Source organism: Acidimicrobiales bacterium, from assembly GCA_036399815.1.
In the GTDB taxonomy this organism is placed as follows: domain Bacteria; phylum Actinomycetota; class Acidimicrobiia; order Acidimicrobiales; family DASWMK01; genus DASWMK01.
Map to the genome: position 1 here is coordinate 21,234 of DASWMK010000057.1, position 25,243 is coordinate 46,476.

The following is a 25,243-nucleotide window of genomic DNA, read 5'->3' on the forward strand; positions in this document are numbered from 1 at the left end:
ACGGCGGCGCCGCGGCGAATTCCGCGCTACCAGGTCGTCTCGGTGGCCATCTCGTGCTCGCCGTGCGCCTCCAGCCAGCGCTCGAGGTCGATGGCCGCCATGCAGCCGGTGCCGGCGGCGGTGATGGCCTGGCGGTAGGTGTGGTCGGCGACGTCGCCCGCCGCGAACACCCCGGGGACGTTCGTGGCCGTGCCCGGGCCGACCACCAGGTAGCCGGCGTCGTCCATGTCGAGCTGGCCGGCGAACAGCGCCGTGTTCGGGGCGTGGCCGATGGCGACGAACACGCCGCCGGCGGCCAGGTCGTGCTCCTCGGCGGTCTTCACGTTGCGGAGCCGGACCCCCTCGACGGTCGTGTCGCCGAGGATGTCGAGGACCACCGAGTCCCAGACGAAGCGGATCTTGTCGTTCTTGAACGCCCGCTCCTGCATGATCTTCGACGCCCGCAGCTCCGAACGTCGGTGCACGACGGTCACCTCGGAGGCGAACTTCGTCAGGAAGAGGGCCTCCTCCAGGGCCGAGTCGCCGCCGCCGACGACGACGATGGGGCGGTCCCGGAAGAAGAAGCCGTCGCAGGTGGCGCACGTCGACACGCCGTAGCCGAGCAGCCGGCGCTCGTTCTCCAGGCCGAGCATGAGTGACCGCGCCCCAGTCGACACGATCACACTCTTCGCGGTGTACGTCGGTTCTGCGGCATCCGGGTCGCCGACCCAGACCTTGAACGGCCGGGACGACAGGTCGACGCGGGACACCCGCTCGGTGCGGATGTCGGCGCCGAAGCGCATGGCCTGCTCCCGGAAGCGGAGCATGAGCTCGGGGCCCATGATCCCCTCTGGGAAGCCGGGGAAGTTCTCGACCTCGGTGGTCAGCATGAGCTGGCCCCCGGGCTGGTCGCTCGTCGACGACGGCTCGCCCTCGAGGACGAGGGGCGACAGGTTGGCCCTGGCCGTGTACACGGCGGCGGTGAGGCCGGCCGGGCCGGAGCCGATGATGATGACGTTCCGCAGGTCGTTCACGGGTGGTGCTCCCTCGCTGGGTGGCGACCGCGCCGAACGTGCGGGCGGCCGGCCGGATTCCCGGTCAGGCTGCGGCCGGCGCCCGGCGCTTCCGCCACAGCAGCAGCCCGGCCAAGGTGAGCACGGCGCCGACGATCAGGTGGGCGGACCACACCTCGCCCGGCACCAGCACGTCGACCAGCCGGACGAGCGCGGCGACGAGGAGCACGAAGGCGACGATGCCGGCGATGGCGGCGAGCAGCCCGTAGACGATGCCGCGCGCCACGGTGATGGCCGGGCCGGTCGTGCGGTCGCGCACCTGGCCGACGACGCGGACGACCGTGTCGGCGGCCTGGGCCGGCCAGTCGTCGGGGATCGACAGCCGCGTCGACGAGCCGTCCTCGGGGGCCCCAGCCGGGTGCGCCATGGCCGGAGCGTAGTCCGGGGCGGCTCCGCCTAAACCTGGCGTCAGGGCGCGAGGGGGACGGGGCCAGCGAGGACGGCGCACGCCCCGGCGTCGACGGCGACGACCAGCCGCCGGCCGTCGTCGGTGTCGAAGACCTGCACGACCACCGGCGTCCCCCGGTACGTCGCCGTGGCCGTGCCGCTGCGCGTCCCGTCGACGCCGACGTCCTCCGGGGTGAGCTCGTCGCAGGCGGTGAGCATGGCGGCCGACTCGTCGCCGCCGCCGTCCCCGGCCTCGGTGGTCGCGCCGGGCGCAGAGTGCGACGCCACGGAGGGCGCCGGCAGGGCGTCGCGCGTGACGGCGGCCAGCTCCTCGGTCGACGACACCTCGCCCAGGTCGGGGATGGCGTCCGCCCCCGCGGCGGCGCCGGCCCCGGCCGTGTCGAGGTCCTGGGTGGCCTCCGCGGCGCCGCCCCCGGCCCGGTCCTCGGCCACCGGCCCGCTGGCTGCGGTGCCGGCGTCCTCGTCGGGGTCGGCTGCGCCCCGCAGCAGCGGGACGGCGAGGGCCAACACCACGAGGACGGCCGCGGCCGACAGGATGGCGGTGGACCAGCGCCGGCGGCGGGCGACGTCGACGACCGGGGCGACGGCACCGTCCCCGGTGGCGCCCGATGCGGCGGCGGCCATCGCCACGGCCACGGCCTTCGACCTGACGGCGGCGGGCGGGGGCGTCACGGGGGCGGCGACGGCGGCCGCCGCCCGGGCCAGCGCGTCCAGCCGGTCCCTCGCCGCGCCGTCGGCCGCCAGGCGCGCCTCGACGGCCGTCGCCTCGTCGGGCGCCAGCTCGCCGTCCAGGTAGGCGGACAGCTGCTCGTCGGTGGGGGAGCCGGGTTCGGTCATCTCGCGGGGGTTGGACGAGGCGAGCCGGGGCCCGGGTTCCCGGCCAGGCGATCGGCCAGCGCCGCCCGGCCCCTGGCGATCCGGGAGCGGACGGTACCGGGAGGGATGTCGAGCACCTCGGCGATCTCGGCGTAGTCGAGCCCGCACAGGTCGCGGAGCACGACCGCGGCCCGGAACTCGGGGGCCAGGCCGGCGAGCGCGGCGTCGACGTCGACCTTGGCCACGGCGGCGTCGTCGACCCCGCCGGCCACCGCCTCCTCCCCGGGGCGGTCCTCGGGCAGGCCGGGGTCGGGCCGGCGCCGACGGCGGCGGACCTCGTCGAGGGCGGCGTTGGTCGCCACCCGGTAGCACCACGTGGAGAACGCCGACCGGCCGTCGAAGCGGGGGAGGCCGCGGACGATGGCGATCAGCGCCTCCTGGGCGGCGTCGAGCGCGTCGGCGTCGTTCCCGGTGAGCCGCCGGCACACGGCGTGGACCCGGTCGTAGTGGCGGCGCAGCAGCGCGTCGAGGGCCGCCCGGTCGCCGTCCCGGGCCGCGTCCACCAGGGTGCGGTCGTCCGCCTCGGGCGTGATCGGCGGAGCGTAGCGGCGGGCCGCGCTCAGCCCAGGGACAGCTCGTCGAGGATGACGCGGTAGCGGCCGTCGCTGCCCAGCTCGCCCGGGTCGGTGACCCAGAGCAGCAGGTAGGAGCCCTCGGCCTCGCCGAGGTCGAACTCGGCGGTGTCGCCCAGGGCGTCGCGGGCGGCCACCGGCTGGCCCCAGTCCTCGAGGGTCGTGCCGGGCTGCTCGGCCACGTAGACCGACGCCGCCCACCCGGTGCTCTGGGCCACCACCCGCAAGGTGCCGGCCCGCCCGGCCCGGTCGAGGCGGAGGACGAGCCCGACCCCCGGCTTCCCGGCGAGCGTCCGCTGCTCGTAGCCCTCCGAGGTCCACGCCGTCGACGGGTCGCCGTCGAGCAGCCGGCCCACGTCCTCGTCGTTCTCGCGACCGTCACCCGGCGGCGGGTCGAGGATCGTCACCTCGACGATGGCCGACGGCGGCGGCTGGGTGCCGGGGCCGGGATCGACGCCGACCGCGTCTCTGGCCCGCCCGAACAGGTCCTGGCCGGTGCCGGTCCTCGACAGCAGCACCCCGGCGACGCCGAGGCCCACGGCCAGCAGGACGACGAGGACGACCGGCACCAGCCAGCGCCGCTCGGTCTGGCGGAACGACGGCGCGCCGGTCGGCGGCGTGTGGGGCTCGGGCGCCGTCCAGGCCGTGAGGTCGCCGTCCCGGCCCGGGTCGGCGGCCAGCAGCGCGGCCCGGAAGTCGCCGGCGGTGGCGTAGCGGGCCTGGGCCTCGCGGGCCATGGCCCGCAGCACCACGGCCTCCAGCCGCCTGGGCACCCCGGCCCGCACCGACCGGGGAGGCAGCGGGTCGCGGTGCAGCCGGGCCAGGGCCGTCGCCACCTCGCTGTCGGCCTCGAACGGGGCCCGGCCGGTCAGCACCTCGTAGAGGACGACGCCGAGCGAGTACACGTCGCTGCGGGGGGTGACCGGCTCGCCGCCGACCTGCTCGGGCGAGAGGTACTTGGCCGTCCCGAGCATGGCGCCGGTCTCGGTGAGGTCGCCGATGTCGACCGCCTTGGCGATGCCGAAGTCGCCGACCATCACCCGGCCGTCCTCGGACAGCAGGATGTTGGCCGGCTTGACGTCGCGGTGCACGACCCCCCGGCGGTGGGCGACCTCCAGCGCGTCGGCCACCTGCCCGATCACGTCGATGGCGTCCGACGGCGCCAGCGGGCCCGACCGGTCGAGGCGGTCGCGCAGGGTCGCCCCCCGCACCAGCTCCATGACGATGGCCTCGACGCCGTCGTCGGAGCAGGTGTCGAAGATCGACACGATCGACGGGTGCGACAGCCGGGCGGCGGCGATGGCCTCGGCCCTGAACCGCTCGACGAAGGACCGGTCGGCGGCCAGGTGGGCGTGGAGGATCTTCACCGCCACCGGCCGGGCGAGGACCTCGTCGACCCCCTCCCACACCTGGGCCATGCCGCCGGTGGCGAGGCGGCGGACCAACCGGTAGCGGCCGACGATCAGGCGGTCGGTGAGGTCCTGCGACGGCAGGGGAGCGGGGCTGGCCACGCGGCGGCCACCGTACCCCCGGCCCACCCGCCGGAGCCGTTCACTCCTGGGCGCCGTCCCGGACCTGGAACACGACCCCCATGGCCCCCCGGCCGGCGTGGGTGCCGATGACCGGGCCGATCTCGCCGACCACCACCTCGCCGTCGTAGAGCGGGCCGAGGCGGGCGACGAAGTCGTCCACGTCGTCGGCGTCGGCGTGCATGACGGCCAGGTTCTCGACCCGGCCCTGCTGGCGCACCTTGTCCACGAGGTAGGCGAGCGCCTTGGTCCTCGTGCGCTGGCGGGACTCGGGCTCGACCTTGCCGTCGCGCACCTCGATCACCGGCTTGATCGACAGCAGCGACCCGAGCGCGGCCTGGGCGCCGCCGATGCGGCCGCCCTTCTTGAGGTTGTCGAGCGTGTCGAGGGCGCCGTAGACGCGGGTGCGGGCGACGAGGTCCTCGACGGCGGTGGCCACCGTGTCGAGGTCGCGCCCGTCGGCGGCCAGGCGGGCGGCGGTCACGGCCATCATCCCGAGGCCCATGGTCACCGAGCGGGAGTCGACCACCCGCACGGCGAGGTCGCCGGCCACGGCCTTGGCCGCCACCTCGGCGGCCTGGATGGTCGCCGACAGCGCACCCGACAGCGCGACGCACACGATGCCGTCGGCGCCCTGGTCGGCGAGGCGCCGGTAGGCGGCCTCGAACTCGCCGGGCGGCGGGGCGGCCGTCTCCGGGAGGACGGCCGAGCGGGCGCACCTGGCCCAGAACTCCTTGGTCGACAGCTCCCGCCGGTCGACCAGCTCCTCCTCGCCGAACCGCACGCTCAGCGGCACGATCTCGATGCCCAGCTGGTCCGCCAGCTCCTGGGGCAGGTCGCACGAGCTGTCGGTCACGATGCGCACGGGCATGGACCGCGGAGGTTAGTCCTGGCCCGGCGCGGCGGCCCCCACGAGGCGGCGCCGCCGGCGGGTGCCGCGCCAGTGCCGCGCCCACCACGCCAGCAGGAACACGAGCGCCCCGGCCGACAGCACGATGCCGACCCCCGACACGGCCGTCGACCGCACCGTCAGCCGGGTCGTGCCCAGCTGGAGCAGGCCGTCCGGGGAGGTCAGGCGCACTTCGACCCGGCTGGTGCCCGAGGTCCTGGCCTCGACGACGACCTCGAGGCGGGTCGTCCCCTCGGCCAGCTCCAGCGGGAACGACTCGCCCTCGGGGAAGGCCAGCTTGTTGTCGCTGTCGAGCTGGACGGTGACGTCGACGGGGTAGCCCGCGTCGTTGCGGAACGTCAGCGGCAGCCGCCCCCGGCGGGCGGTGATCGTGATCGAGCGGTTGCCGGGCACCTGGACGGCGCCGGTCTCCCGGTCGATGGCGGCGACCACGGCGTCGACGTAGTCGTCGCGCTGCTCGGGGGTGAGCGCCTCGGACCCCGACACGAGGAGGCGGCGCTCGAGCTCGTCGAAGCGGGGGTTGACCGGCCCGATCATCGACCGGTAGCCGACGAGCGCGAGGCGGGTGAGGCGGAGGCGGTCGGCGTACCCGGCGAGCGACGGCGCCGGCGCGGCGGGGAGGAGGTCCCTGGTCAGCCGTTCGCCGGACGCGTCGACGGCCGGGGCGACGTCGCGGAACAGCTCGTCGACGTCGACCGGGCGGACCACCGAGGCGGGCGAGGCCAGGCCGGCGAGCAGCGCGTCGAGGAAGGCGGCGTCGGGCGCCCAGGTGTCGGGGGCCACGACGGCCACGCCCCTGACCGTGCCCGGCGAGTCGAAGAAGAGGACGGCGAGGTCGGCGAGGAGGCGGTGGGCGTTGAGGACCGGGTCGGCGGTGGCCGTGAAGTGGGCGGCCAGGCCGGCGTCGGCGGCGACGGCCGCCTGGGCCCGGTCGGTCTCGCCCCTCACCGTGAACGGCGAGGTCAGGGTGCGGTTGAACACGGTCTCGTCGAGGGGCTGGAGGGTCGCCTCGGGCAGCACCACCTGATCGACGCCGAGGTCCCGGAGCTGGGCCAGCGCGGCCGGCGTGGTCGTCGGCCCGGCGATCCAGGTCCTGGCGTCGGGGCGCACCGACAGCTGGTCGGCGATCACGTCGGTGCCCCTGGTCAGCTCGGCGCCGGCCTCGGGCCCGAGCCCGGCGGCCACCCAGGCGGGCAGGTCGAGGTCGACGTACGGGCGCCCGAGCACCTGGCGGTCGTCGACGGCCGAGCGCAGGGCGTCGAGCACGCCGACCTGGGCGTCGGTGCCGCCGGCCAGGGCGTCGACGGTCTCGGGCGTCGGCGCCAGGGTGAGGGCGACGTCGGGGTGGGTGTCGAGGGCGTCGGCCAGGACGCCGAGGGCGGCCTCGGCGTCCGGCGACACCTCGGTGCCGCCCTCGGGGGTGAGGCTCGGCGGGGCGCGGAAGGGGAGCACGAGGGCGGCCAGCAGGTCGGGCGACTCGTCGTCGCCGCCGGGCACGACCACCAGGTGGGTGACGACCCGGGTGAGGGACTCGGCCGAGGCCGGGGTGCGCAGGTCGAGGGTGACGGGGTGGACGCCGCCACCCGTGCCGAGGTCGAGGCCGCCGGCGCCGAGGTCCACCGCCACCTCGGCGGTGCCGTTCCCGTCGGGGTCGGCCTCGTCCCACGCCCGGGCCACGACGGCCACCGGCGAGCCCAGCTGCTCGCCGTCCAGGGTCGCCGCGAACGTGGACCTGAACGTCACCCTCCCGTAGACCGTCAGCGCCAGCTCGACCTCGCCCGTGTCGGCCGGCAGCCCGTCGGCGCTCACCCTGGCCCGGAACTCGCCGTCGGGCCGGGACCAGGCGGTCTGCTCGACGAGCGCCAGCCGGGGCGCGCCGCCCTCCTGGGCGCCCGCCGGCACGGGCGCCGGCAGCACGGCCACGGCGGCGGCCAGGGCCGCGGCGACGACCGCCGCCGCCCGCCGGGCGCTCACGGCGGCGGGAGGCGGCGCTCGGCCGACGGGTCGAGCACCGTCCACAGCACGGCCAGCCCGCCGGGCTGGAGGCGGAACCCGAGGCGCAGGTAGAGGCGCAGGGCGGCCTCGTTCTGCTCCTGGGTGTTGACGACGGCCCGCTCCCCGCCGTGCCGGCGCATCCACCGCAGCCCGTCGACCACGAGGGCGGCGCCGATGCCCCGGCCGTGGTGGTCGGGGTGCACGGCCAGGCGCTGGAGGTACCCCCTGGCGCCGGCCCGGCCCGAGACGGCGTACCCGACGAGGGTCGGGTCGACGGCCACCCGGAGCCGGCTGGCCGGGGTGGCCGAGATCGCCTCCTGGAGGCCGGGGCCGTCGAGGCGCCAGAACGGCGGGAAGGCCAGCTGGTCGACGGCGAGGACGGCCCGCCGGTCGGTCCGGTGGCCCCGGCGGAGGCGGACCTCGGCCGGCACCTCGGGCTCGTCGGGCAGGTCGGACAGGTCCCGCGCCAGCAGGTGGAGCCGCTCCCGCACCGTGAAGCCGGCGGCGAGGAACCCGGCCTGCTCGGGCGGGGTCAGCGCGGCGGTGACGACCTCGACCACCCCGTGGCCGGCCAGGCGGGCGAGGCAGCGCCGGACGGCGGCCGTCGGCACGGCGGCGTCGGCCTGCGGCGCCAGGTACCCGACGCTGGGGTCGCTGCGCCAGCGGCTGACCCGCAGCCGCTCCTCGGTCCAGGACCGGGTGTCCAGCCGGCTCACCGGGGACGGGCGGGGAGACTGGTCATCCTCGGGCCGAGGATACGGCCGCCCGCCGGTCGGGCCGGGGCACGCGGCGGTAGCCTCCGTCGCGGTGGCCGTCCTGTTCTCCACGTCACCGCGCTACCTCGACCACGACACCGGCGTCGGGCACCCGGAGCGGCCCGCCCGCCTGGACGCGGTGGTCGCCGGCGTGAAGGCGGCCGGCGTGGGCGAGGCCCTCGTCCCGGTCAGCCCCCGCCCGGCGACGACCGAGGAGCTGACGAGGGTCCACAGCGAGCGCTTCGTCGCCGCCGTCGAGCGCCTCTGCGGGGGCGGCGGCGGCCGCATCGACGCCGACACGGTGGCCGGGGCGTCGTCCTACGAGGTCGCCGCCCTCGCCGCCGGCGCCGGCCTCGACGCGGTGGAGCGCCTGGAGCGGGGCGAGGCCGACGCCGCCTTCTGCGCCGTGCGCCCGCCCGGCCACCACGCCACCGCCACCCGGGCCATGGGCTTCTGCCTGTTCAACAACGTCGCCGTCACGGCGGCGGCGCTGGCCGACCGGGGCGAGCGGGTGCTCGTCGTCGACTACGACGCCCACCACGGCAACGGCACCCAGGACGTGTTCTACGAGGACCCGAGGGTCGTCTACGTCTCGATGCACGAGTGGCCGCTCTACCCGGGCACGGGCACGCTCGACGAGACCGGGCGGGGCGACGGCGCCGGCGCCACCGTCAACCTGCCGTTCCCGGCCGGGACCACCGGCGACGTCTACCTCGCCGCCCTCGACGAGGTCGTGCTGCCCCTCGCCGAGGCCTTCCGGCCGACGTGGCTGCTCCTCTCGGCCGGCTTCGACGCCCACCGCCGCGACCCGCTCACCGGGCTGGCGCTCTCGGCCGGCGACTACGCCGACCTGACCGCCCGCCTCGCCGCGCTGGTCCCGCCGGGCCGTCGCCTCGCCTTCCTCGAGGGGGGCTACGACCTCGAGGGGCTGGCCTCCTCGGCCGGCGCCTGCCTCGCCGCGCTGGCCGGCGGATCGTGGCGCCCGGAGCCGGCCACGAACGGCGGTCCCGGCCGGGCCGTGGTGGCCGCGGCCGCCCTCCGCCGGCAGCGCGATTCCCTCAACGACCCCACCTGACCGGGCGATAGGGATGCACGGCCGAGCTCGGCCGCCCATCCGCGACCGCCGACGAAGGGGAACAGAGGGGACACCTTGTGGTCGACCTGAGCACGCTCCTGGCGCACCTCATGGAGCAGCGCGGATCTGACCTGCACGTCAAGGTCGGCGGCCCTCCCCGCGTCAGGGTGGACGGGAAGCTCGTCGCCGCGCCGTTCGACCCCGTCACCCCCGCCGACGTCGACCGCATCGCCAGGGAGATCCTCCCGCCGGGCCGGGCCCAGGAGTTCACCGAGACGGCCGAGGCCGACTTCGCCCACAGCCTCCCCGGCGTCGGCCGCTTCCGGGTCAACGTGCACCGCCAGCGGGGGACGGTCGGGCTCGTGTTCCGGGTGGTCACCCCCGGGATGCCGACCTACGACGCGCTGGCCATGCCGCCGGTCGTCACCCGCCTGGTCGACACCCTGCGGGGCCTCGTGCTCGTCACCGGCCCGGCCTCGTCGGGCAAGACGACCACGGTCGCGGCGCTGCTCGACCACCTGAACCAGCGGGTCGAGGCCCACATCATCACGATCGAGGACCCGATCGAGGTGCTGCACCCCGACAAGCAGTCGATCGTCACCCAGCGGGAGATCGGGACCGACACGATCGGCTTCGCCGACGCCCTCCGCCGGGCCACCCGCCAGGACCCGGACGTGATCTACCTGTCCGAGGTGCCCGACGCCGAGGTCATGTGGCTGGCGCTGACGGCCGCCGACACCGGCAACCTCGTGATCTCGACCATGCGGACGACCAGCGCGGTCGAGACGGTGAAGCGGGTGGTCGACTTCTTCCCGTCCCAGCAGCACCGCCAGGTGCGGCTGCTGCTGGCCCACTCGCTGCGGGGCGTGATCAGCCAGCGGCTGCTGGAGCGGGCCGACGGCAAGGGCAGGACGCCGGCCGTGGAGGTGCTGGTCGGCACCAACCGGGTGTACGACGCCATCGTCGACGGCAACGACGACGCCCTCGAGCAGCTGATCAGCGAGGGCGAGTACTACGGGATGCAGACCTTCGACCAGAGCCTGTTCGACCTCTACAAGGACGGCATGGTGAGCCTGCGCGACGCGCTGGCGGCCGCGTCCCGGCCCGAGGACCTGCGCATCGCCCTCCAGGCCGCCGGCCTGACGGCGCCGTACTGAGCCAGGCGGCCGGTCCCGCCCCGGTCGCTACGGTGGGGCCGTGGTCCCCGAGCGGCTCCGGGCCGTGCTCGACGAGGTCCGCCCGCTGGCCGAGCGCTTCGAGCGGGCCGGGCGGCGCGTCTACCTCGTCGGCGGGGTGGTCAGGGACCTGCTGCTCGGCCGGGAGCTGAGCGGCGACCTCGACCTCACCACCGACGCCCGCCCCGACGAGACCAGGCGGGTCGTCGCCGGCTGGGCCGACGCCGTGTGGGCCCAGGGCGAGCGGTTCGGCACGGTGGCGATGAAGAAGGACGGGCGCACCTACGAGGTGACGACCCACCGGGCCGACGCCTACCGGCCCGACTCCCGCAAGCCCGACGTGGCCTTCGCCGACGCCGTCGACGCCGACCTCTCCCGGCGGGACTTCACGGTCAACGCCATGGCCATCGCCCTGCCCGAGCCCCGCCTGATCGACCCGTTCGGCGGCGCCGCCGACCTCGCCGCCGGGCGCCTGCGGACCCCGCTCGACCCCGAGGTGTCCTTCGGCGACGACCCGCTGCGCATGCTCAGGGCCGCCCGCTTCCTCGCCGGCTACGGGCTGGTGCCCGAGCCCGAGCTGGTGGCCGCCGTGCGGGCCATGCACCCCCGCCTGGAGATCGTGTCGGCCGAGCGGGTCCGCGACGAGCTCGACAAGCTGGTGACGGTCCCCGAGCCGGGCGCCGGCCTGTGGTTCCTCTGCGACACGGGCCTGGCCGACGAGTTCCTCCCCGAGCTGCCCGGGCTGCGGCTGGAGCAGGACCCGATCCACCGGCACAAGGACGTGCTGGCCCACACGATCGCCGTCGTCGAGAAGGTCCGCCCCGAGCACCGGGTCACCCGCCTGGCCGCCCTGTTCCACGACGTCGGCAAGCCGAAGACCCGCTCGATCGGCCCCGGCGGGGTCAGCTTCCACCACCACGAGGTGGTCGGGGCCCGCATGACCCGCGAGCGGATGCAGGCGCTGCGCTACCCGACTGACGACGTCGAGCAGGTCAGCCGCCTCGTGTTCCTCCACCTGCGGTTCCACACCTACAAGATGGGGTGGACCGACAGCGCCGTCCGCCGGTTCGTGCGCGACGCCGGCGACCAGCTCGACGAGCTCATCGAGCTGACGAGGTGCGACTGCACGACCCGCAACCTGCGCAAGGCCAAGGCCCTCGACCGGCGCATGGACGAGCTCGAGGAGCGGATCGCCGAGCTGCGGGCCAGGGAGGAGCTGGCCGCCATCCGGCCCGACCTCGACGGCCGCCAGGTGATGGCCCACCTCGGCGTGCCGCCCGGCCGGGTGGTGGGCGAGGCGCTCGCGTTCCTGCTCGAGCTGCGCCTCGAGGAGGGGCCGCTCGGCGAGGAGGAGGCCCTCCGCCGCCTCGACGCCTGGTGGGCCGGGCGCCGGGCGGCCGGCGACTGAACGGCGCCGCCGCGGCGGCTAGGTCCCGACCTTCCTCGCCCGCACGACGAGCGTGGTCGGCACGCGGGCGCCGCCGCCCGGGGGCTCGGGCTCGATCAGGGTGTCGACCCGGAAGCCGGCCCTCCCCAGCGCGGTGAACAGGTCGGCGACGGTGCGGGGGCGGATGCCGTCGACCGGGGAGCGGTCGAACCAGCTGCGGCCCTGGGCGAGCGCGAACCAGGCCGGGTGGGGGAGGGAGAGCACGAGCGGCCCCTCCGTCCGCAGCACCCGGTGGACCTGGCGGAACACCCGGCTGAGGTCGTCGACGCGGGCCAGCCCCCAGGCGGCGACGGCGACGTCGATCGAGTCGGCCCGCACGAACGGCAGCTCGGCCGGGTCACCGTGGTGGACCTCGACCCGGACCCCGGCCCGGTCCGCCGCCCGCCGGGCGCCGGCCACCGCGTCGGCCGACGGGTCGACGGCGATCACCTTGGCGCCCTGGCCGGCCATGGCCACGGCGGCCGCCGCCGACGCCGGCCCGCAGCCGAGCCCGAGCACCCGCTTCCCGGCGAGCGCCCCGAGCAGCCGGGCCTCGGCCTCCGTCGGGCCCTCGGGCCCGTAGCGGACCTCGGCGGCGCCGGCCGGGCCGTCGCCGTCGCCGTCGCCCGGGCGGTTCCAGGCCAGGGGGTCGGACGCCATGGCCGAAGTGTGGCGCGCCGGGCGGCGCCGTCAGCGGATGGCGTGCGAAGGTGGCGCGGTGCGGGTGGCGACGTTCAACGTGCAGCACGCCAGGCGGCCCGACGGCGCCGTCGACGTCGACGCCCTGGCCAACGCCTGCGCCGGGCTGGCCGCGGACGTGCTCGCCCTCCAGGAGGTCGACCGGTCCGTCCCCCGGTCGGGCCGGCGGGACCTCGCCGCCGAGGTGGCGCGGCGGTGCGGGGCGGCGTTCGCGTTCGCGTCGGCCCGGCCCCTCGACGGCGGCGCCTACGGCAACGCCGTCCTCGTGCGGGGCCGCATCGGGGAGGTCCGCGCCCTGCGCCTGCCCCGGCGCGGGCGCCGGGAGCCGAGGGGCGCGCTGCTCGCTCGGGTCGTCGTCGCGGGCACGGCGCTCGGCGTGGCCGCCACCCACCTCGGCACCGACCAGACGGAGTCGGCCCGCCAGCTGGCCGCCGTGCTCCGGGCCCTCCGCGACCTGCCCCGCCCGTGGCTGCTGCTCGGCGACCTCAACCGCCACCCCGACCAGGTGCTCGACGCCGTGACGGGCGCCGGGCTGGACCTCGTCGGCGGGCCGCCCACCTACCCCGCGGGCGCGCCGGTGGCCCGCATCGACCACGTCGCCCTGGCCGGGCTGCGGGCCGAGCGGGTCGACGTCGTCCCCGCTCCGGTGAGCGACCACCGGCCGCTCGTGGTCGAGGTGGCCCCCGCCGGGGCAGGGGCCACCGTCGACCTCAGGTGACGCTCCGGGCTCAGCGCCCGGCGGCGAAGTCCTCCACCATCTGGCGGGCGTCCTCGTCGCGGTACTGCACGGGCGGGCTCTTCATGAAGTAGGCGGACGGGCCGAGCAGCGGGCCGCCGATGCCGCGGTCCTTCGCCACCTTGGCGCAGCGGACGGCGTCGATGATGACCCCGGCCGAGTTGGGCGAGTCCCACACCTCGAGCTTGAGCTCGATGTTCAGCGGCACGTCGCCGAAGTTGCGGCCCTCGAGGCGGAGGTAGGCCCACTTGCGGTCGTCGAGCCAGGCGACGTGGTCGCTCGGGCCGATGTGGACGTCCCTGGCGGCGATGCCGTGGTCGATCTGGCTGGTGACGGCCTGGGTCTTCGAGATCTTCTTCGACTCCAGCCGGTCCCGCTCCAGCATGTTCTTGAAGTCCATGTTGCCGCCGACGTTCAGCTGGTAGGTGCGGTCGAGCACCGTGCCACGGTCCTCGAACAGCCGGGCCAGGACCCGGTGGAGGATGGTGGCGCCCACCTGGCTCTTGATGTCGTCGCCGACGATCGGCACGCCGGCCAGGGTGAACTTCGCGGCCCACGCCGGGTCGGAGGCGATGAACACGGGGATGGCGTTGACGAAGGCCACGCCGGCGTCGATGCAGGCCTGCGCGTAGTGCTTCTGGGCCTCCTCGGAGCCGACCGGCAGGTAGCTGACCAGCACGTCGGCCCGGGACTCGCGGAGCGCGGCGGCGACGTCGACCGGCTCGGCCGGCGACTCCTCGCAGGTCTCCCGGTAGTAGCGGCCGAAGCCGTCGAGGGTCGGCCCCCGCAGCACCTCGACGCCGAGCTCGCCGACCGGGGCGAAGCGGATCGTGTTGTTCTGGCCGGCGAAGATCGCCTTGCCCACGTCGAGGCCGACCTTGTCGGCGTCCACGTCGAAGGCGGCGACGACCTCGATGTCACGGATGTGGTAGCCGCCCAGCTCGACGTGCATGAGGCCGGGCACCTCGTCGGTCGGGTCGGCGTCCCGGTAGTACTGCAGGCCCTGCACCAGCGAGCTGGCGCAGTTCCCGACGCCCGCGATGGCGAGGCGGATGGGGCTCATCGGTGGTTCCCTCCGGTTGGGGTGGGGACGCCGCGGTCCCGCTCGGCCTCGATGAGACCGTCGAGCCACGCGAGGTCCGACGCCAGGCTCTCGACCTGGTGCTGGAGCAGGGAGAGGCGGTAGCGGTCGGGCCGCTGCCCGTCCTCCCCCGCCATGGTGAGGGCCGCCTCGGTGGCGGCCATCCGCCCGGCCACGGCGGCCCGGCGGTGCTGGAACAGCGCGACCCGCCGGTCCGACGGCAGGAAGCGGCAGAAGGCGACGGCGAGGGCGAAGGCCCGGTCGTCGGCCACCTCCCCGGACAGGAGCTCGAGGAAGCGGCGCTCGCCCCGTTCGGTGATCCCGTACACCTTGCGCCCCCGCCGGTCGCGGCGGGGACGGCGTCGGGCCCGGAAGGCGGCCAGCTCGCCGGCGATCGACCCGGTCATCGGGGTGGTGGCGACGGCCTCGTCGTCCACCTCGACGGCCTCCACCTCGCCGGCCCGCTCCAGCTTGGCGAGCGCCGGGTACAGCGACCCGAACGACACCGAGGCGCGCGGCCCCAGCAGCTCGCCGAGCCGCTTCTTCAGCTCGTAGCCGTGGAGCGGGCGCTCCTTGAGCAGGCCCAGCAGGGCGAGGTCGATCACTGCGGCGCCACTATATCGGACCGATGTATCAGCGCGACGTGTTTGCGCGTGTTCGTCTCCGACGGAGCCGACCGCCCGGAGCGCTGGCTACCCTTCCTGTCCGTGACGTTCAGCCGGGAGGCGATCAAGGGGGCAGGGGTCGCCGGGCCCGGCACGGTGGACTACCGGCTGGTCCGCCAGTCGGTGATCTCGGAGTTCCGCAAGGGCCGCCTGGCCCAGCACGAGGTCTGCGACGCCCATCCCGAGCTGCGCCGGGCCGCGCAGCACCACGGCGAGCCGACCTCCCGCGAGTGCCCGATCTGCGAGGAGGCGAACGTCGTCCTCGTCACCTACGTGTTCGGCGCCCGGCTGCCGTCGTCGGGGCGGTGCATCAGCCAGAAGGGCGAGCTGTCGAAGCTGGCCGAGCGGTCCGACCAGCTGGCCTGCTACGTGGTCGAGGTGTGCCCCGAGTGCGCCTGGAACCACCTGACCCGCACGTTCCTCGTCGGCCGGCCGACCGGGTGATCGGGCCGGCGTAGTGGCCGGGACCAGGGCGGAGCGGCGGGCCGATCGTCGCGCCGGCCACCGCCGGTCGATCCTCTGGCGCTGGCGCCGGCTGCTGTTCCTCCTCGCCCTGCTCGGCATCGCCGGGGTGGCCGGCGCCGGCTACGTGCTGTCGTCGATCCCCCTGCCGCCCGAGCGGACCCCCGAGCAGACCTCGTTCATCTGCGGCGCGGACGTCTCGTCGGGCTGCGGGCCGGCCAACGCCATCGCCGAGCTGCACGCCGAGCAGGACCGGGTGCTCGTCGACCTCGACGACGTGCCCGGCGTGCTGGTCGACGCCGTCCTCGCGGCCGAGGACCGGGACTTCTTCGACCACGGCGGCATCGACCCGTTCGGCATCGCCAGGGCGGCCTGGGCCGACATCAGGGACGAGGGCAGGACGCAGGGCGGCTCGACGATCACCCAGCAGTACGTGAAGAACGTGTACCTGTCGAGCGAGCGGACCCTCGTCCGCAAGCTCAAGGAGGCGGTGCTCGCCGTCAAGCTCGAGCGCGAGCTCGGCAAGGACGAGATCCTCGAGCGCTACCTCAACACCGTCTACTTCGGCCGGGGCGCGTACGGGGTGGGCGCCGCCGCCCGGGCCTGGTTCGGCAAGCCGGTGGACGAGCTCGGCCTCGCCGAGTCCGCCTACCTGGCCGGGCTCATCCGGGCGCCGGAGTCGGCCGACTTCTCCGAGCACCCCGACGAGGCGACCAGGCGCCGCCGCACGGTCCTCGACGCCATGGTCCAGGTGGGGACGATCACCCGCCAGGAGCGCGACCAGGCCGACGCCGTGCCGTGGACCTGGCCGTGGGTGATGCCGAAGGACGAGACCCCGGAGAGCACGGAGGTGACCGACGCCGCCGCCGCGGCCGACGCCGAGTACTTCGTCGAGGCCGTCCGCCGGTACCTCTCGGAGCGCTACGGCGACGCCAGGGTCTACGGCGGGGGCCTGCGGGTGTACACGACCATCGACCTGCGGATGCAGCAGGCGGCCGTCGACGCCGTCGCCTCGACCCTGGACGAGCCGGGCGACCCTGCGGCCGCGCTGGTGGCCGTGGACGACGGCGGGTTCGTGCGGGCCATGGTCGGCGGGAACGACTTCGCCACCAACCAGGTCAACCTGGCCCTCGGCCGGGCCGGGGGCGGCAGCGGGCGCCAGCCCGGGTCGACGTTCAAGGCCGTCGCGCTGGCCGAGGCCGTCCGGGAGGGCTACTCGGTGCTCTCCACGTTCGAGGCCCCGGCCGAGATCACGATCCCCGAGGCCGACGCCGGGGGCGACTGGGACGTCGAGAACTACGACCAGGCCGAGTACGGCACCCTCGACCTCGTCGACGCCACCCGGCTGTCGGCCAACACGGTGTACGCCCAGCTGATGGTCGAGCTGGGCGCCGAGAACGTCGTCCGCATGGCCCACGACCTCGGCGTCACCGCCGACCTCCAGCCCAACAACTCGCTCGTGCTCGGCGGCGGCGAGGTGTCCGTGCTGGACATGGCCACCGCCTTCAGCACCCTGGCCAACGAGGGCGTGCACCGCACCCCGGTCATGGTGACGAGGGTCGAGACGGCCGACGGGCAGGTGCTCGAGTCGAACGTGCCGTCGGAGAACGTCGTGCTCACCCCGGAGGAGTCGGCGGTCGTCACCTACTGCCTCCGCCAGGTGATCGCCGACGGGACGGGCGTGGCCGCCGCGTTCGGCAAGGAGGCGGCGGGCAAGACGGGCACGACGTCGTCGTATCGGGACGCCTGGTTCGTCGGCTACACGCCGAAGCTGACCGCCGCCGTGTGGATGGGCTACCCGGACCCCGACGCCGAGGGCAACCCGGTCCCGATGCTCGACGTCCACGGCCGGCGGGTGACGGGCGGGTCGTTCCCGGCCGAGATGTGGCGGGCGTTCATGGAGGTCGCCACCGAGGGGATGGACACCGGCGAGTTCCGCGAGCCGGAGGACTTCCAGGGCGTCATCCTCAACGAGGACCTGCGCACGACGACCACCGAGGAGCCGCCGTCGACCGCCGCCCCGACGACGACGGAGGAGACGCTGCCGCCGTCGACCGAGCCGCCCTCGACCGAGCCGCCGACGACCGAGACGATCCCACCGCCCACCACGGGCACGACCCTGCCGCCGACGACGGTGACCCTCCCGCCGACGACGGACACCCTGCCGCCGACGACCGACACGACGGCGACGACGGGCCCTCCCTAGCCGGCCACCTCCTGGTGGGGGTAGTGGGCCCGGCACGGGAAGCACCAGCGCTCGACCTCGTCCTGCACGTCCACCCGCTCGGGCTCGTCCCAGGCCGCCGGGGTCACGTAGACCCGCCGCACGGCCACCAGGTCGTCCGCGTCGCCCCCGCAGCTCTCGCACCGGCCCACCTCGCTCATGCCCCGCACTTCTACACTCGCGGGCGACCGCCGGCAGCCGAGTGGCGCTGGACGGGAAGGAGGCTCACATGAGCACGCGTGTGACGGCGCCCGCCGTACGGGGGCGCAAGCGGGTCACGGGGTCCGAGCCCCTCGTGATGGTGACGGCGTACGACGCGCCGACCGCCCGCATCGCCGACGAGGCCGGCGTCGACCTCATCCTCGTGGGCGACTCGGTCGCCATGGTCGTCCTCGGCTACGAGGACACGCTCCAGGTGACGACGGCCGACATGGCCCACCACGTGGCCGCCGTGGCCAGGGCGAAGCCGGCGGCGCTGGTCGTCGGCGACCTGCCGTGGATGAGCTACCACGTGTCGGTCGAGGAGACCGTGCGCAACGCCGCCGCCCTCGTGCGTGCTGGGGCCACGGCGGTGAAGCTCGAGGGCGGGCGCAAGCGCCTGCCGATGGTGAGGGCCATCCTCGACGCCGAGATCCCGGTGATGGGCCACCTCGGCCTCACCCCGCAGTCGATCCACGCCATCGGCGGGTTCCGGGTCCAGGGCCGGGCCCCCGACGCCGCCCAGGCCCTCCTCGAGGACGCCCAGGCGCTGGCCGAGGCCGGCTGCTTCGCGCTGGTCCTCGAGTGCGTGCCCGACGAGGTCGCCCGCCTCGTGACCGAGGCCGTCCCCGTGCCCACCATCGGGATCGGCGCGGGGCCGTGGTGCGACGGGCAGGTCCTCGTGTTCCACGACGTGCTCGGCCTCCAGGACGAGCTGCGGCCGAAGTTCGTGCGGCGCTACGCCGAGCTGAAGGGCGACGCGGTGGCCGCCCTGTCGGCGTACGCGGCCGACGTCAGGGGCGGGCGGTTCCCCGCCGAGGGCGAGAGCTTCCACCTGAGCCCCGAGCAGGCGGCCGCCCTCGGGCTCGCCCGGCTCGGCGAGGACGAGCCGGTGGTCCTCTACGGGGGTGCTACGAAGTCCGGGTGACCGACGCGCCGGACCGGCCGCCCACCGGGGTGGCGACCCCCGAGCAGCGGGGCGTCCCCGGCTGGGTCGGCTGGGCCGTCTTCGCCGTGCTCGCCGCCGCGGTGGTCGGCTTCCTGCTCTGGGGGGCCGACCGCCCGGTGGACCCGTACCTCGTCGACACCGCCCCGGCCTCGTCGACGGTGGCGTCGCCGTCGGGCCGGACCTCCCCGGTCGAGGGCCTGGCCGAGACGGGGGCCACGATCACCACGCCCGACGGCCGCAGCATCGAGCTGTGCCTGCTCGTGGCCGAGTCCCGCGAGGAGCGGGCGCAGGGCCTGATGGGGGTCACCGACCTCGGCGGCTACGACGGGATGCTGTTCCGGTTCCCGACCGACACGACGTCGGGGTTCTGGATGAAGGACACCCCGATGCCGCTCACGATCGCCTACTACGACGCCTCGGGGGCGTTCGTGTCCTCGGCCGACATGGCGCCCTGCCCGGACGACGACTGCCCGGTGCACGAGCCGGCCGGTCCGTTCCGGTCGGCCGTCGAGGTGCCGAGCGACCGCTTCGCCGAGCTCGGCATCGCCGAGGGGACGGTCCTCGTCACCGGCCTCGGCTGCCCGCCGCCCGACTGACCGGCGTTCCTGTCACACCCCCTCGGCATGCTGTCCCCGTGCGAGGGAACCGGCCGCAGCCGAGTAGGATCGTTCGGCCCAATCGAAGCCCTGCCCCGGGCCACCGGGGCCCCGGTCGCAGCGCGGCCGGGTCCAGAGGGAGGTGATGCTCGCCTCATGCGAGCGTACGAGCTCATGATCATCTTCGACCCCGACCTGGACGACGCCGGCGTCCAGGCGCAACAGGACCGGGTCCGGTCGGGGATCGAGTCCGCCGGCGGGCGCATCGCGTCCGCCGACGTGTGGGGCAGGCGCCGCCTGGCCTACGAGATCGACCACAAGCACGAGGGCTACTACGTCGTGTACGAGGTGGTCGCCGGCGGCGGTGCTCTCGACGACCTGGAGCGCCAGCTGCGGCTCGCCGACGAGGTCGTCCGCCACAAGCTGATCCGCCTGCCGGACCGGGAAGCGGCTCGCCGCGGCCTGGTCGACGGCCGGCGGGCCCCGGCGTCGGCCGGGTAGCGAAGGAAGACGAACGATGGCAAACGGGAACAGCGTCACCGTGGTCGGCAACCTCACGCGCGACCCCGAGCTCCGGTTCACCTCGAGCGGCCAGCCCATGGCCACGATCGGCATCGCCGTCAACCGGTCCTGGGTGGACCGGGTGTCGAACGAGCGCCGCGAGGTCACCAGCTTCTTCAACGTGGTCGCCTGGGGCACCCTCGGCGAGAACGCCGCGGAGTGCCTGTCGAAGGGCGACCGGGTGGTCGTCACCGGCCGGCTGGAGCAGCGGTCGTGGGAGACCCAGGACGGCGACAAGCGGTCGGTGGTCGAGATCAACGCCGACGAGATCGGCCCGAGCCTGCGGTGGGCGACCGCCGAGGTCCGCAAGAACGACCGTCGCGCCGGCGACGGCGGGTTCGATGGTGGTGGCGGTGGGGCGTCGCGCCCGGCGACGAACGAGCCGCCCGCCTACGACCTCAACGAGGAGCCGTTCTGATGCCGAAGAAGCCGAGGGCGAAGAACCGGGACAACGCCCGGCGGAGCAAGAAGAAGATCAGCGTCCTCACGTCCGAGCAGGTCGACTACGTCGACTACAAGGACGTCAACCTCCTGCGCCGGTTCATGTCCGACCGGGCCAAGATCCGGGCCCGCCGGGTGACCGGCAACGACGCCCAGCAGCAGCGCGAGGTGGCGCGGGCGATCAAGAACGCCCGCGAGATGGCGCTGCTGCCGTACACGAACCGGGTCACCACCCAGCGGGGCGGCGGCGGCCGCGGGCGCGACGGCGACCGCGGGGATCGTGGTGACCGGGGCGACCGCGGTGACCGCGGGGATCGCGGCGACCGGGGTGACCGGGGCGACCGCGGCGCGCCGGTGACGGCCCCGGCCGAGGTGGCGGTGGGCGCGGAGGAGGCCTCGTGATGCGCGTGGTGCTCCGGGCCGACGTGGCCACGGTGGGCAAGAAGGGCGACATCGTCGAGGTCAGCGACGGCTACGGGCGCAACTACCTGCTGCCGAAGGGCCTGGCCATGAAGGCCAGCCCGGGGGCCGAGGCCCAGGCGTCGGCCATGCGCCGCTCGCGCGACGTGAAGGACGCCAGGGAGCGGGCCTCGGCCGAGGAGGTGGCCAAGCGCCTCGTCCCGGCCGTGATCCGCATCCCGGCCAAGGCCGGCACCGAGGGCCGCCTGTTCGGCTCGGTGACCGCCGCCGACATCGCCGACGCCGTCGTCGCCCAGACCGGCATCGAGCTCGACCGGCGCCGGCTGCTGCTCGACGAGCCGATCAAGTCGGTCGGCGTGCACCAGGTGGCCGCCAAGCTCCACGCCGACGTGGAGTTCCCGGTCACCGTCGAGGTGGTCGCCGGCTGACCGGCGCCGGCGCGCTGTCCACACCACCCCACAGCAAATCCCCAGGGTTCGCGGTCTAGCGATCCCCAAGCCGGGGGGGCGAAGGTGGCGAGCCGCCGCGGGGCGCGGCGGCTCGGGAGGAGGAGCGCGACGGATGGTCCAGGCGATGACGGACGACGCCCCGAGGGCGAGGCGGGGAGGGGGCGGGAGGGTCCTCCCGTACAACCTCGAGGCCGAGGAGTCGCTGCTCGGGGCCATGCTCCTGTCGAAGGACGCGATCGCCGCGGCGGTCGACATCGTCGTCGCCGACGACTTCTACAAGCCGGCCCACGGCCACATCTTCGACGCCGTCGCCTCGCTGTTCGCGGCCGGCGAGCCGGCCGACCCGGTGACGGTGGCCGAGGAGCTGCGGCGGGCCGACCTGCTCGACGCCGTCGGCGGGCCGGCCGGCCTCGTCCGGCTCCAATCGGCCACGCCGGCGACGTCGAACGCCGCCCGCTACGCCCGCATCGTCGAGGAGCACGCCCTGCTCCGCCGGCTGATCCACGTGGCCGGCGAGATCGCCGAGCTCGGCTACGAGGTGCCCGAGGACGTCACCAAGGCCGTCGACCGGGCCGAGTCGCTCGTGTTCGAGGTGGCCCAGCGCCGGGTCACCGACACGGTGAAGCCGATCGTCCCGCTGCTCGACGACGCCATCGACCGGCTGGAGAAGCTGTACGAGCGGGGCCAGTCGATCACCGGCATCCCCACCGGCTACAACGACCTCGACGAGCTGCTGTCCGGGCTCCAGCCGTCGGCCCTCTACGTCGTCGGCGCCCGCCCGTCGATGGGCAAGACGGCCTTCGCCCTCGGCATGGCCACCCACGCCGCACTCACCGTGCACAAGCCCGTCCTCTACTTCTCCCTGGAGATGAGCCACCTCGAGCTCACCCAGCGCCTCCTCACCTCCGAGGCGAGGGTCGACGGCACGCTCATGCGCACCGGGAACTTCAAGGAGGCGGACTGGCCGAAGATCATCAACGCCACCGGGCGCCTGGCCGACGCCGACCTCTGGATCGACGACAACCCGAACCTCACGATCATGGAGATCAGGGCCAAGGCCCGCCGGCTGAAGAGCCGGGTGGGGGACATCGGCCTCGTCCTCGTGGACTACGTCCAGCTGATGACCGGGCGGTCGACGGCCGAGAACCGCCAGGTCGAGGTGTCGGAGATCAGCCGGGGCCTGAAGATCCTCGCCCGCGAGCTGGAGGCGCCGGTCGTGGCCCTGGCCCAGCTCAACCGGAGCCTCGAGCAGCGGGCCGACAAGCGGCCGATGCTGTCGGACCTGCGGGAGTCGGGCTCCCTCGAGCAGGACGCCGACGTCGTCCTGTTCATCTATCGCGACGAGGTCTACGACCCCGAGTCGGCCGACCGGGGGACGGCCGAGATCCTCGTCGCCAAGCACCGCAACGGCCCCACCGGCCGGGTGCGCCTCGCGTTCATCGGGCACTACGCGAAGTTCGCCAACATGGCCAGGGTGAGCGCGTAAATCGAACGACCTGCATGTTTGATTTTGGTTGGTTTCCGTTCTACCGTTCGAATCGTGAGCCTCGACGAGGAGCTGGCCGATCTCGACGACCGCATCGACAGCCGCAGCACCGAGCTCGTCAGGCTCCAGGCGGAGCTGGCCGGGCTGCGGGCCCAGCGGGCAGCGCTCGGCCGGGCCGTCCGGGACGCCGCCGACCGTGAGGAGGCCACCGCCAGGGTGGCGAGCGGGCTCTCCCCCGACCTCCGCCGGGTCGACCGCACCGAGGCCATCGAGCACGTGCTGCGCTCGGGCAAGCGGCTGATGTCGATCAGCGACGTGCTGGACGCGCTGCGGGCGGCCGGGCGCAGCGAGCCCGACCGCCAGGTCGTGGCCTCGACGCTGAACTTCCTGCACCGCCGGGGGCGGATCAGCAAGCCCCGCCGCGGGTTCTACGCGACCTGACCTGCACGGGCCGGCCCGCCGGCCGACAGGGACACCGTGGACGAGGGAGTGGCGCCGGCGCGGCGCGCCCCGTGGTGGCCCGTCGCCGCCGTGGGCCTGCTCGCCGCGGCCGCCACGGCGACGGTGGGGCTCGTGGGACGGGACGCGGCGCCGGCCGCCGGCGTGCCGGGACCGCCCACGTCGGCGGCGGTGACGCCGGCCGGGTCGGGGGACGACGCGGTGGCGCCGTTCCTCGCCGCCTGGGAGCGCGCCGCGTCCGGCACCTTCGTCGTCCGGTCGACCTTCGAGCGGCGCCTGGCCGGCGGCCAGGCGATGTCGGCCGAGTCGGTGCTGGCCCAGCGCCCGCCCGACCGCCTGCTCCGCCAGGGCGGCACGGTGACCGGCCGGCTGGCCGGCCGCCAGGTGGCCTGCGCCGAGGTCGAGGGCGACCCGGTGCCGTGCGCGGACGCCGGCCCGGCGCCGCCGTGGCCCGACCAGGTGGCGGCGGAGGTGGCCGCCGTCCGCCGACTGGTGACGGGCGTGTCACCACGCTACGCGGTCGAATCGGTGGCCGACGGGTGCTTCCGGCTGCGCTTGCGGGTGTGGCAGCCGGCCCCGCCGTACGGGACGCGGTCGACGTTCTGCTTCGACCCGGCGACCGGGGCGCCGACCCGCACCGAGGTGGCCAGGCCGGAGGCCACCGACGTGACCACGGCGACCGACATCTCCGCTCCCACCAGCGAGGACTTCCTCGTCCCCGGCTGACCGCCGGGGTGGGCGGGTGGGGAGGAGCGGAGGCCACATAGGCGCCAGCACCCTCTGGTGAGAGGCTGGTGGCGATGCGTGTGGAGGGAGTAGCGACCTCCGCTCCCGATCCCCTGGGCCGGTGGTGGGCGAGACACACCGGCACTCTCAGTGATCGGCGGTGCCCGGCCCGGTCTTGAGCGGAACTTCCCGACGTAGCCTCCGACCGTGCGACGACGCCCCGGCCCGGCCCTCACGGTGGCCCTCGTCGCCACCCTGTGGGGCACCGTCGGCGTCCTCGTCCGGGAGGTCGACCTGCCCGCCGTCGCCATCGTCGCCGGCCGGGTGTGGCTGGCCGCCGCCGCCCTCGGCGTGTGGCTGGCCGTCCGGGACGTGCCCGGCGCCCGGCTGCTCGCCCACCGCCCCGGCCGCACCGTCGTCGCCGGCGTCGTGCTGGCCGGCCACTGGGTGGCCCTCGTCGAGGCCCTCCAGCGGGCCCCGATCGGCACCGTCCTGCTCCTCACCTACCTCTCGCCGGTGCTGGTGGCGGCGGCCGCCCCGAGCACGCTCGGCGAGGTCGTGCCGAGGACGACGGTCGTGGCCCTCGGCCTCGGCGTCGCCGGCATGGCGCTGGTGGTCCTGCCGGGCGGCGGCGGGGGACCGGGCGACGGCCCGGCCGGCGTGGCCCTCGCCGTGGTCGCCGGCGCCTCGCTCGCCGTGCTGACGATCCTGTCGAAGCCCCTCTCGGAGGGGTACGGCGGCGTGCGGCTGGCGTTCCTCGAGATGGCCGTCGCCGGCGTCGCCCTGCTGCCGGTGGCGGCCGTCGCCGACTGGGGCCCGCCGCGCGGGACGTGGCTGTGGCTGGTCGTGCTGGGCGTCGTCCACAGCGGCGCGGCCGTGGCCGTCTACCTCGGCGCCCTGGCCCGGCTGCCGGCCACGTCGGTCGGCATCCTCGCCTACCTCGAGCCGGTCAGCGCCGTGCTGTTCGGCTGGCTGCTGCTGTCCGAGTCGCCCCATCCGGCGACGGTGGCCGGCGGCGCCCTGATCCTCGTCGCCGGCGGCCTCGTGGCCAGGGCCGGCGCCCCCGTCCCCTCCCCGGAGGTCGCCGGTGCTGCTCGCTGACGACGCGCCCCTGTTCCTCGGCCAGGACCTGCTGGCCTGGCTGGTGCTGGCCCTCGGCGGGGCGCTGGCCGTCGGCAACGTGCTCGCCCTCGTGCGCCCGCCCGAGGGCCGGAGCGAGGGCGACCTGGCCAGCGCGCCGCTGGCCCGCACCGTCGCCATGGCCGCCCTCGGCGCCGTCGCCGCCGTCTGGGCCCTGGCCAGCCTCCTCGTCGACTAG

At 75.2% G+C, this 25,243-nt stretch carries 28 protein-coding genes and 1 pseudogene; 17 read left to right on the top strand and 12 right to left on the bottom strand.

Annotation, left to right across the window (positions count from 1 at the left end; all coding sequences use genetic code 11):
- Positions 1 to 26: 26 nt before the first annotated feature.
- From trxB to VGB14_04360, 8 genes are all read right to left on the bottom strand, one after another.
- On the bottom strand, positions 27 to 1,013 hold the full coding sequence (trxB, locus tag VGB14_04325; GenBank protein ID HEX9992135.1) for a thioredoxin-disulfide reductase: 987 nt from the start codon (positions 1,011 to 1,013) through the stop codon (positions 27 to 29).
- A 64-nt stretch (positions 1,014 to 1,077) separates the two neighbouring features.
- Positions 1,078 to 1,419, bottom strand: a complete 342-nt coding sequence (locus VGB14_04330; protein HEX9992136.1) for a hypothetical protein — start codon at positions 1,417 to 1,419, stop codon at positions 1,078 to 1,080.
- 41 nt (positions 1,420 to 1,460) lie between these two features.
- Positions 1,461 to 2,297: a zf-HC2 domain-containing protein gene (locus VGB14_04335; GenBank protein HEX9992137.1), complete on the bottom strand. Its 837-nt coding sequence runs from the start codon at positions 2,295 to 2,297 to the stop codon at positions 1,461 to 1,463.
- A complete protein-coding gene (locus VGB14_04340; GenBank protein HEX9992138.1) occupies positions 2,294 to 2,839 on the bottom strand; it encodes a sigma-70 family RNA polymerase sigma factor in 546 nt (181 codons plus the stop codon). Before VGB14_04340 ends, VGB14_04335 begins: the two co-directional genes overlap by 4 nt.
- 56 nt (positions 2,840 to 2,895) lie before the next feature.
- The gene (locus VGB14_04345) at positions 2,896 to 4,419 is read right to left on the bottom strand and encodes a protein kinase (GenBank protein ID HEX9992139.1); all 1,524 of its coding nucleotides are present in this window, start codon (positions 4,417 to 4,419) and stop codon (positions 2,896 to 2,898) included.
- A 40-nt stretch (positions 4,420 to 4,459) separates the two neighbouring features.
- A complete protein-coding gene (locus VGB14_04350) occupies positions 4,460 to 5,308 on the bottom strand; it encodes a DegV family protein (protein HEX9992140.1) in 849 nt (282 codons plus the stop codon).
- A gap of 12 nt (positions 5,309 to 5,320) precedes the next feature.
- On the bottom strand, positions 5,321 to 7,321 hold the full coding sequence (locus VGB14_04355) for a DUF6049 family protein (protein ID HEX9992141.1): 2,001 nt from the start codon (positions 7,319 to 7,321) through the stop codon (positions 5,321 to 5,323).
- A complete protein-coding gene (locus tag VGB14_04360; protein ID HEX9992142.1) occupies positions 7,318 to 8,058 on the bottom strand; it encodes a GNAT family N-acetyltransferase in 741 nt (246 codons plus the stop codon). The genes VGB14_04355 and VGB14_04360 overlap by 4 nt, the downstream gene beginning before the upstream one ends.
- Before the next feature lie 91 nt (positions 8,059 to 8,149).
- On the opposite strand from VGB14_04360, the gene VGB14_04365 reads away from it, so the two are divergent.
- The 3 genes from VGB14_04365 (at position 8,150) to VGB14_04375 (ending at position 11,755) form a co-directional block, all read left to right on the top strand.
- Positions 8,150 to 9,172 carry a histone deacetylase gene (locus VGB14_04365; protein ID HEX9992143.1) on the top strand — a complete coding sequence of 341 codons (1,023 nt, stop codon included), beginning with the start codon at positions 8,150 to 8,152 and terminating at the stop codon, positions 9,170 to 9,172.
- A gap of 77 nt (positions 9,173 to 9,249) precedes the next feature.
- On the top strand, positions 9,250 to 10,329 hold the full coding sequence (locus VGB14_04370) for a PilT/PilU family type 4a pilus ATPase (GenBank protein HEX9992144.1): 1,080 nt from the start codon (positions 9,250 to 9,252) through the stop codon (positions 10,327 to 10,329).
- Between the two features lie 40 nt (positions 10,330 to 10,369).
- Positions 10,370 to 11,755 (top strand): CCA tRNA nucleotidyltransferase, encoded by a 1,386-nt coding sequence (locus tag VGB14_04375; GenBank protein HEX9992145.1) that lies wholly within the window; start codon positions 10,370 to 10,372, stop codon positions 11,753 to 11,755.
- 18 nt (positions 11,756 to 11,773) lie between these two features.
- Here the strand turns inward: VGB14_04375 and VGB14_04380 are convergent, their stop codons facing one another.
- Positions 11,774 to 12,433, bottom strand: coding sequence for a methyltransferase domain-containing protein (locus VGB14_04380; protein ID HEX9992146.1), 660 nt, complete (start codon positions 12,431 to 12,433; stop codon positions 11,774 to 11,776).
- A gap of 58 nt (positions 12,434 to 12,491) precedes the next feature.
- Here VGB14_04380 and VGB14_04385 point away from each other — a divergent pair, with 58 nt between their 5' ends.
- Positions 12,492 to 13,190: an endonuclease/exonuclease/phosphatase family protein gene (locus tag VGB14_04385; protein HEX9992147.1), complete on the top strand. Its 699-nt coding sequence runs from the start codon at positions 12,492 to 12,494 to the stop codon at positions 13,188 to 13,190.
- A gap of 10 nt (positions 13,191 to 13,200) precedes the next feature.
- Here the strand turns inward: VGB14_04385 and VGB14_04390 are convergent, their stop codons facing one another.
- The gene (locus tag VGB14_04390; GenBank protein HEX9992148.1) at positions 13,201 to 14,271 is read right to left on the bottom strand and encodes an inositol-3-phosphate synthase; all 1,071 of its coding nucleotides are present in this window, start codon (positions 14,269 to 14,271) and stop codon (positions 13,201 to 13,203) included.
- Positions 14,268 to 14,894, bottom strand: coding sequence for a PadR family transcriptional regulator (locus VGB14_04395; protein HEX9992149.1), 627 nt, complete (start codon positions 14,892 to 14,894; stop codon positions 14,268 to 14,270). The genes VGB14_04390 and VGB14_04395 overlap by 4 nt, the downstream gene beginning before the upstream one ends.
- A gap of 102 nt (positions 14,895 to 14,996) precedes the next feature.
- On the opposite strand from VGB14_04395, the gene VGB14_04400 reads away from it, so the two are divergent.
- Complete coding sequence (locus tag VGB14_04400) at positions 14,997 to 15,398, top strand: DUF5318 family protein (protein HEX9992150.1); 402 nt, start codon at positions 14,997 to 14,999, stop codon at positions 15,396 to 15,398.
- Between the two features lie 13 nt (positions 15,399 to 15,411).
- The gene (locus tag VGB14_04405) at positions 15,412 to 17,622 is read left to right on the top strand and encodes a PBP1A family penicillin-binding protein (protein ID HEX9992151.1); all 2,211 of its coding nucleotides are present in this window, start codon (positions 15,412 to 15,414) and stop codon (positions 17,620 to 17,622) included.
- Here the strand turns inward: VGB14_04405 and VGB14_04410 are convergent.
- A complete protein-coding gene (locus VGB14_04410; protein HEX9992152.1) occupies positions 17,619 to 17,801 on the bottom strand; it encodes a hypothetical protein in 183 nt (60 codons plus the stop codon). The two genes, VGB14_04405 and VGB14_04410, sit on opposite strands and share 4 nt — an antisense overlap.
- Positions 17,802 to 17,869: 68 nt before the next feature.
- Here VGB14_04410 and panB point away from each other — a divergent pair, with 68 nt between their 5' ends.
- The 11 genes and pseudogenes from panB (at position 17,870) to VGB14_04465 (ending at position 25,243) form a co-directional block, all read left to right on the top strand.
- Positions 17,870 to 18,766 (top strand): 3-methyl-2-oxobutanoate hydroxymethyltransferase, encoded by an 897-nt coding sequence (panB, locus tag VGB14_04415; GenBank protein HEX9992153.1) that lies wholly within the window; start codon positions 17,870 to 17,872, stop codon positions 18,764 to 18,766.
- Positions 18,763 to 19,383, top strand: a complete 621-nt coding sequence (locus VGB14_04420; protein HEX9992154.1) for a DUF192 domain-containing protein — start codon at positions 18,763 to 18,765, stop codon at positions 19,381 to 19,383. The genes panB and VGB14_04420 overlap by 4 nt, the downstream gene beginning before the upstream one ends.
- Positions 19,384 to 19,539: 156 nt before the next feature.
- The gene (rpsF, locus tag VGB14_04425) at positions 19,540 to 19,884 is read left to right on the top strand and encodes a 30S ribosomal protein S6 (protein HEX9992155.1); all 345 of its coding nucleotides are present in this window, start codon (positions 19,540 to 19,542) and stop codon (positions 19,882 to 19,884) included.
- A 16-nt stretch (positions 19,885 to 19,900) separates the two neighbouring features.
- Positions 19,901 to 20,362, top strand: a complete 462-nt coding sequence (gene ssb, locus VGB14_04430) for a single-stranded DNA-binding protein (protein ID HEX9992156.1) — start codon at positions 19,901 to 19,903, stop codon at positions 20,360 to 20,362.
- A pseudogene (rpsR, locus tag VGB14_04435) lies at positions 20,362 to 20,607 on the top strand (30S ribosomal protein S18). The gene ssb and the pseudogene rpsR overlap by 1 nt, the downstream one beginning before the upstream one ends.
- 179 nt (positions 20,608 to 20,786) lie before the next feature.
- The gene (gene rplI / locus VGB14_04440) at positions 20,787 to 21,233 is read left to right on the top strand and encodes a 50S ribosomal protein L9 (protein ID HEX9992157.1); all 447 of its coding nucleotides are present in this window, start codon (positions 20,787 to 20,789) and stop codon (positions 21,231 to 21,233) included.
- A 145-nt stretch (positions 21,234 to 21,378) separates the two neighbouring features.
- Positions 21,379 to 22,740: a replicative DNA helicase gene (gene dnaB, locus VGB14_04445; protein HEX9992158.1), complete on the top strand. Its 1,362-nt coding sequence runs from the start codon at positions 21,379 to 21,381 to the stop codon at positions 22,738 to 22,740.
- Positions 22,741 to 22,794: 54 nt separating this feature from the next.
- A complete protein-coding gene (locus VGB14_04450) occupies positions 22,795 to 23,181 on the top strand; it encodes a hypothetical protein (GenBank protein HEX9992159.1) in 387 nt (128 codons plus the stop codon).
- A gap of 36 nt (positions 23,182 to 23,217) precedes the next feature.
- Complete coding sequence (locus tag VGB14_04455; protein HEX9992160.1) at positions 23,218 to 23,925, top strand: hypothetical protein; 708 nt, start codon at positions 23,218 to 23,220, stop codon at positions 23,923 to 23,925.
- Between the two features lie 207 nt (positions 23,926 to 24,132).
- Positions 24,133 to 25,026 carry a DMT family transporter gene (locus tag VGB14_04460; GenBank protein HEX9992161.1) on the top strand — a complete coding sequence of 298 codons (894 nt, stop codon included), beginning with the start codon at positions 24,133 to 24,135 and terminating at the stop codon, positions 25,024 to 25,026.
- On the top strand, positions 25,013 to 25,243 hold the full coding sequence (locus VGB14_04465) for a hypothetical protein (protein HEX9992162.1): 231 nt from the start codon (positions 25,013 to 25,015) through the stop codon (positions 25,241 to 25,243). The genes VGB14_04460 and VGB14_04465 overlap by 14 nt, the downstream gene beginning before the upstream one ends.

Bases quoted from the DNA above. Each gene is read 5' to 3' on its own strand.
- VGB14_04330 (HEX9992136.1), bottom strand. From the start codon at position 1,419: ATGGCGCACCCGGCTGGGGCCCCCGAGGACGGCTCGTCGACGCGGCTG.
- VGB14_04335 (HEX9992137.1), bottom strand. From the start codon at position 2,297: ATGACCGAACCCGGCTCCCCCACCGACGAGCAGCTGTCCGCCTACCTG.
- VGB14_04350 (HEX9992140.1), bottom strand. From the start codon at position 5,308: ATGCCCGTGCGCATCGTGACCGACAGCTCGTGCGACCTGCCCCAGGAG.
- VGB14_04380 (HEX9992146.1), bottom strand. From the start codon at position 12,433: ATGGCGTCCGACCCCCTGGCCTGGAACCGCCCGGGCGACGGCGACGGC.
- VGB14_04390 (HEX9992148.1), bottom strand. From the start codon at position 14,271: ATGAGCCCCATCCGCCTCGCCATCGCGGGCGTCGGGAACTGCGCCAGC.
- VGB14_04410 (HEX9992152.1), bottom strand. From the start codon at position 17,801: ATGAGCGAGGTGGGCCGGTGCGAGAGCTGCGGGGGCGACGCGGACGAC.
- panB (HEX9992153.1), top strand. From the start codon at position 17,870: ATGAGCACGCGTGTGACGGCGCCCGCCGTACGGGGGCGCAAGCGGGTC.
- rpsF (HEX9992155.1), top strand. From the start codon at position 19,540: ATGCGAGCGTACGAGCTCATGATCATCTTCGACCCCGACCTGGACGAC.
- ssb (HEX9992156.1), top strand. From the start codon at position 19,901: ATGGCAAACGGGAACAGCGTCACCGTGGTCGGCAACCTCACGCGCGAC.
- rplI (HEX9992157.1), top strand. From the start codon at position 20,787: ATGCGCGTGGTGCTCCGGGCCGACGTGGCCACGGTGGGCAAGAAGGGC.
- dnaB (HEX9992158.1), top strand. From the start codon at position 21,379: ATGACGGACGACGCCCCGAGGGCGAGGCGGGGAGGGGGCGGGAGGGTC.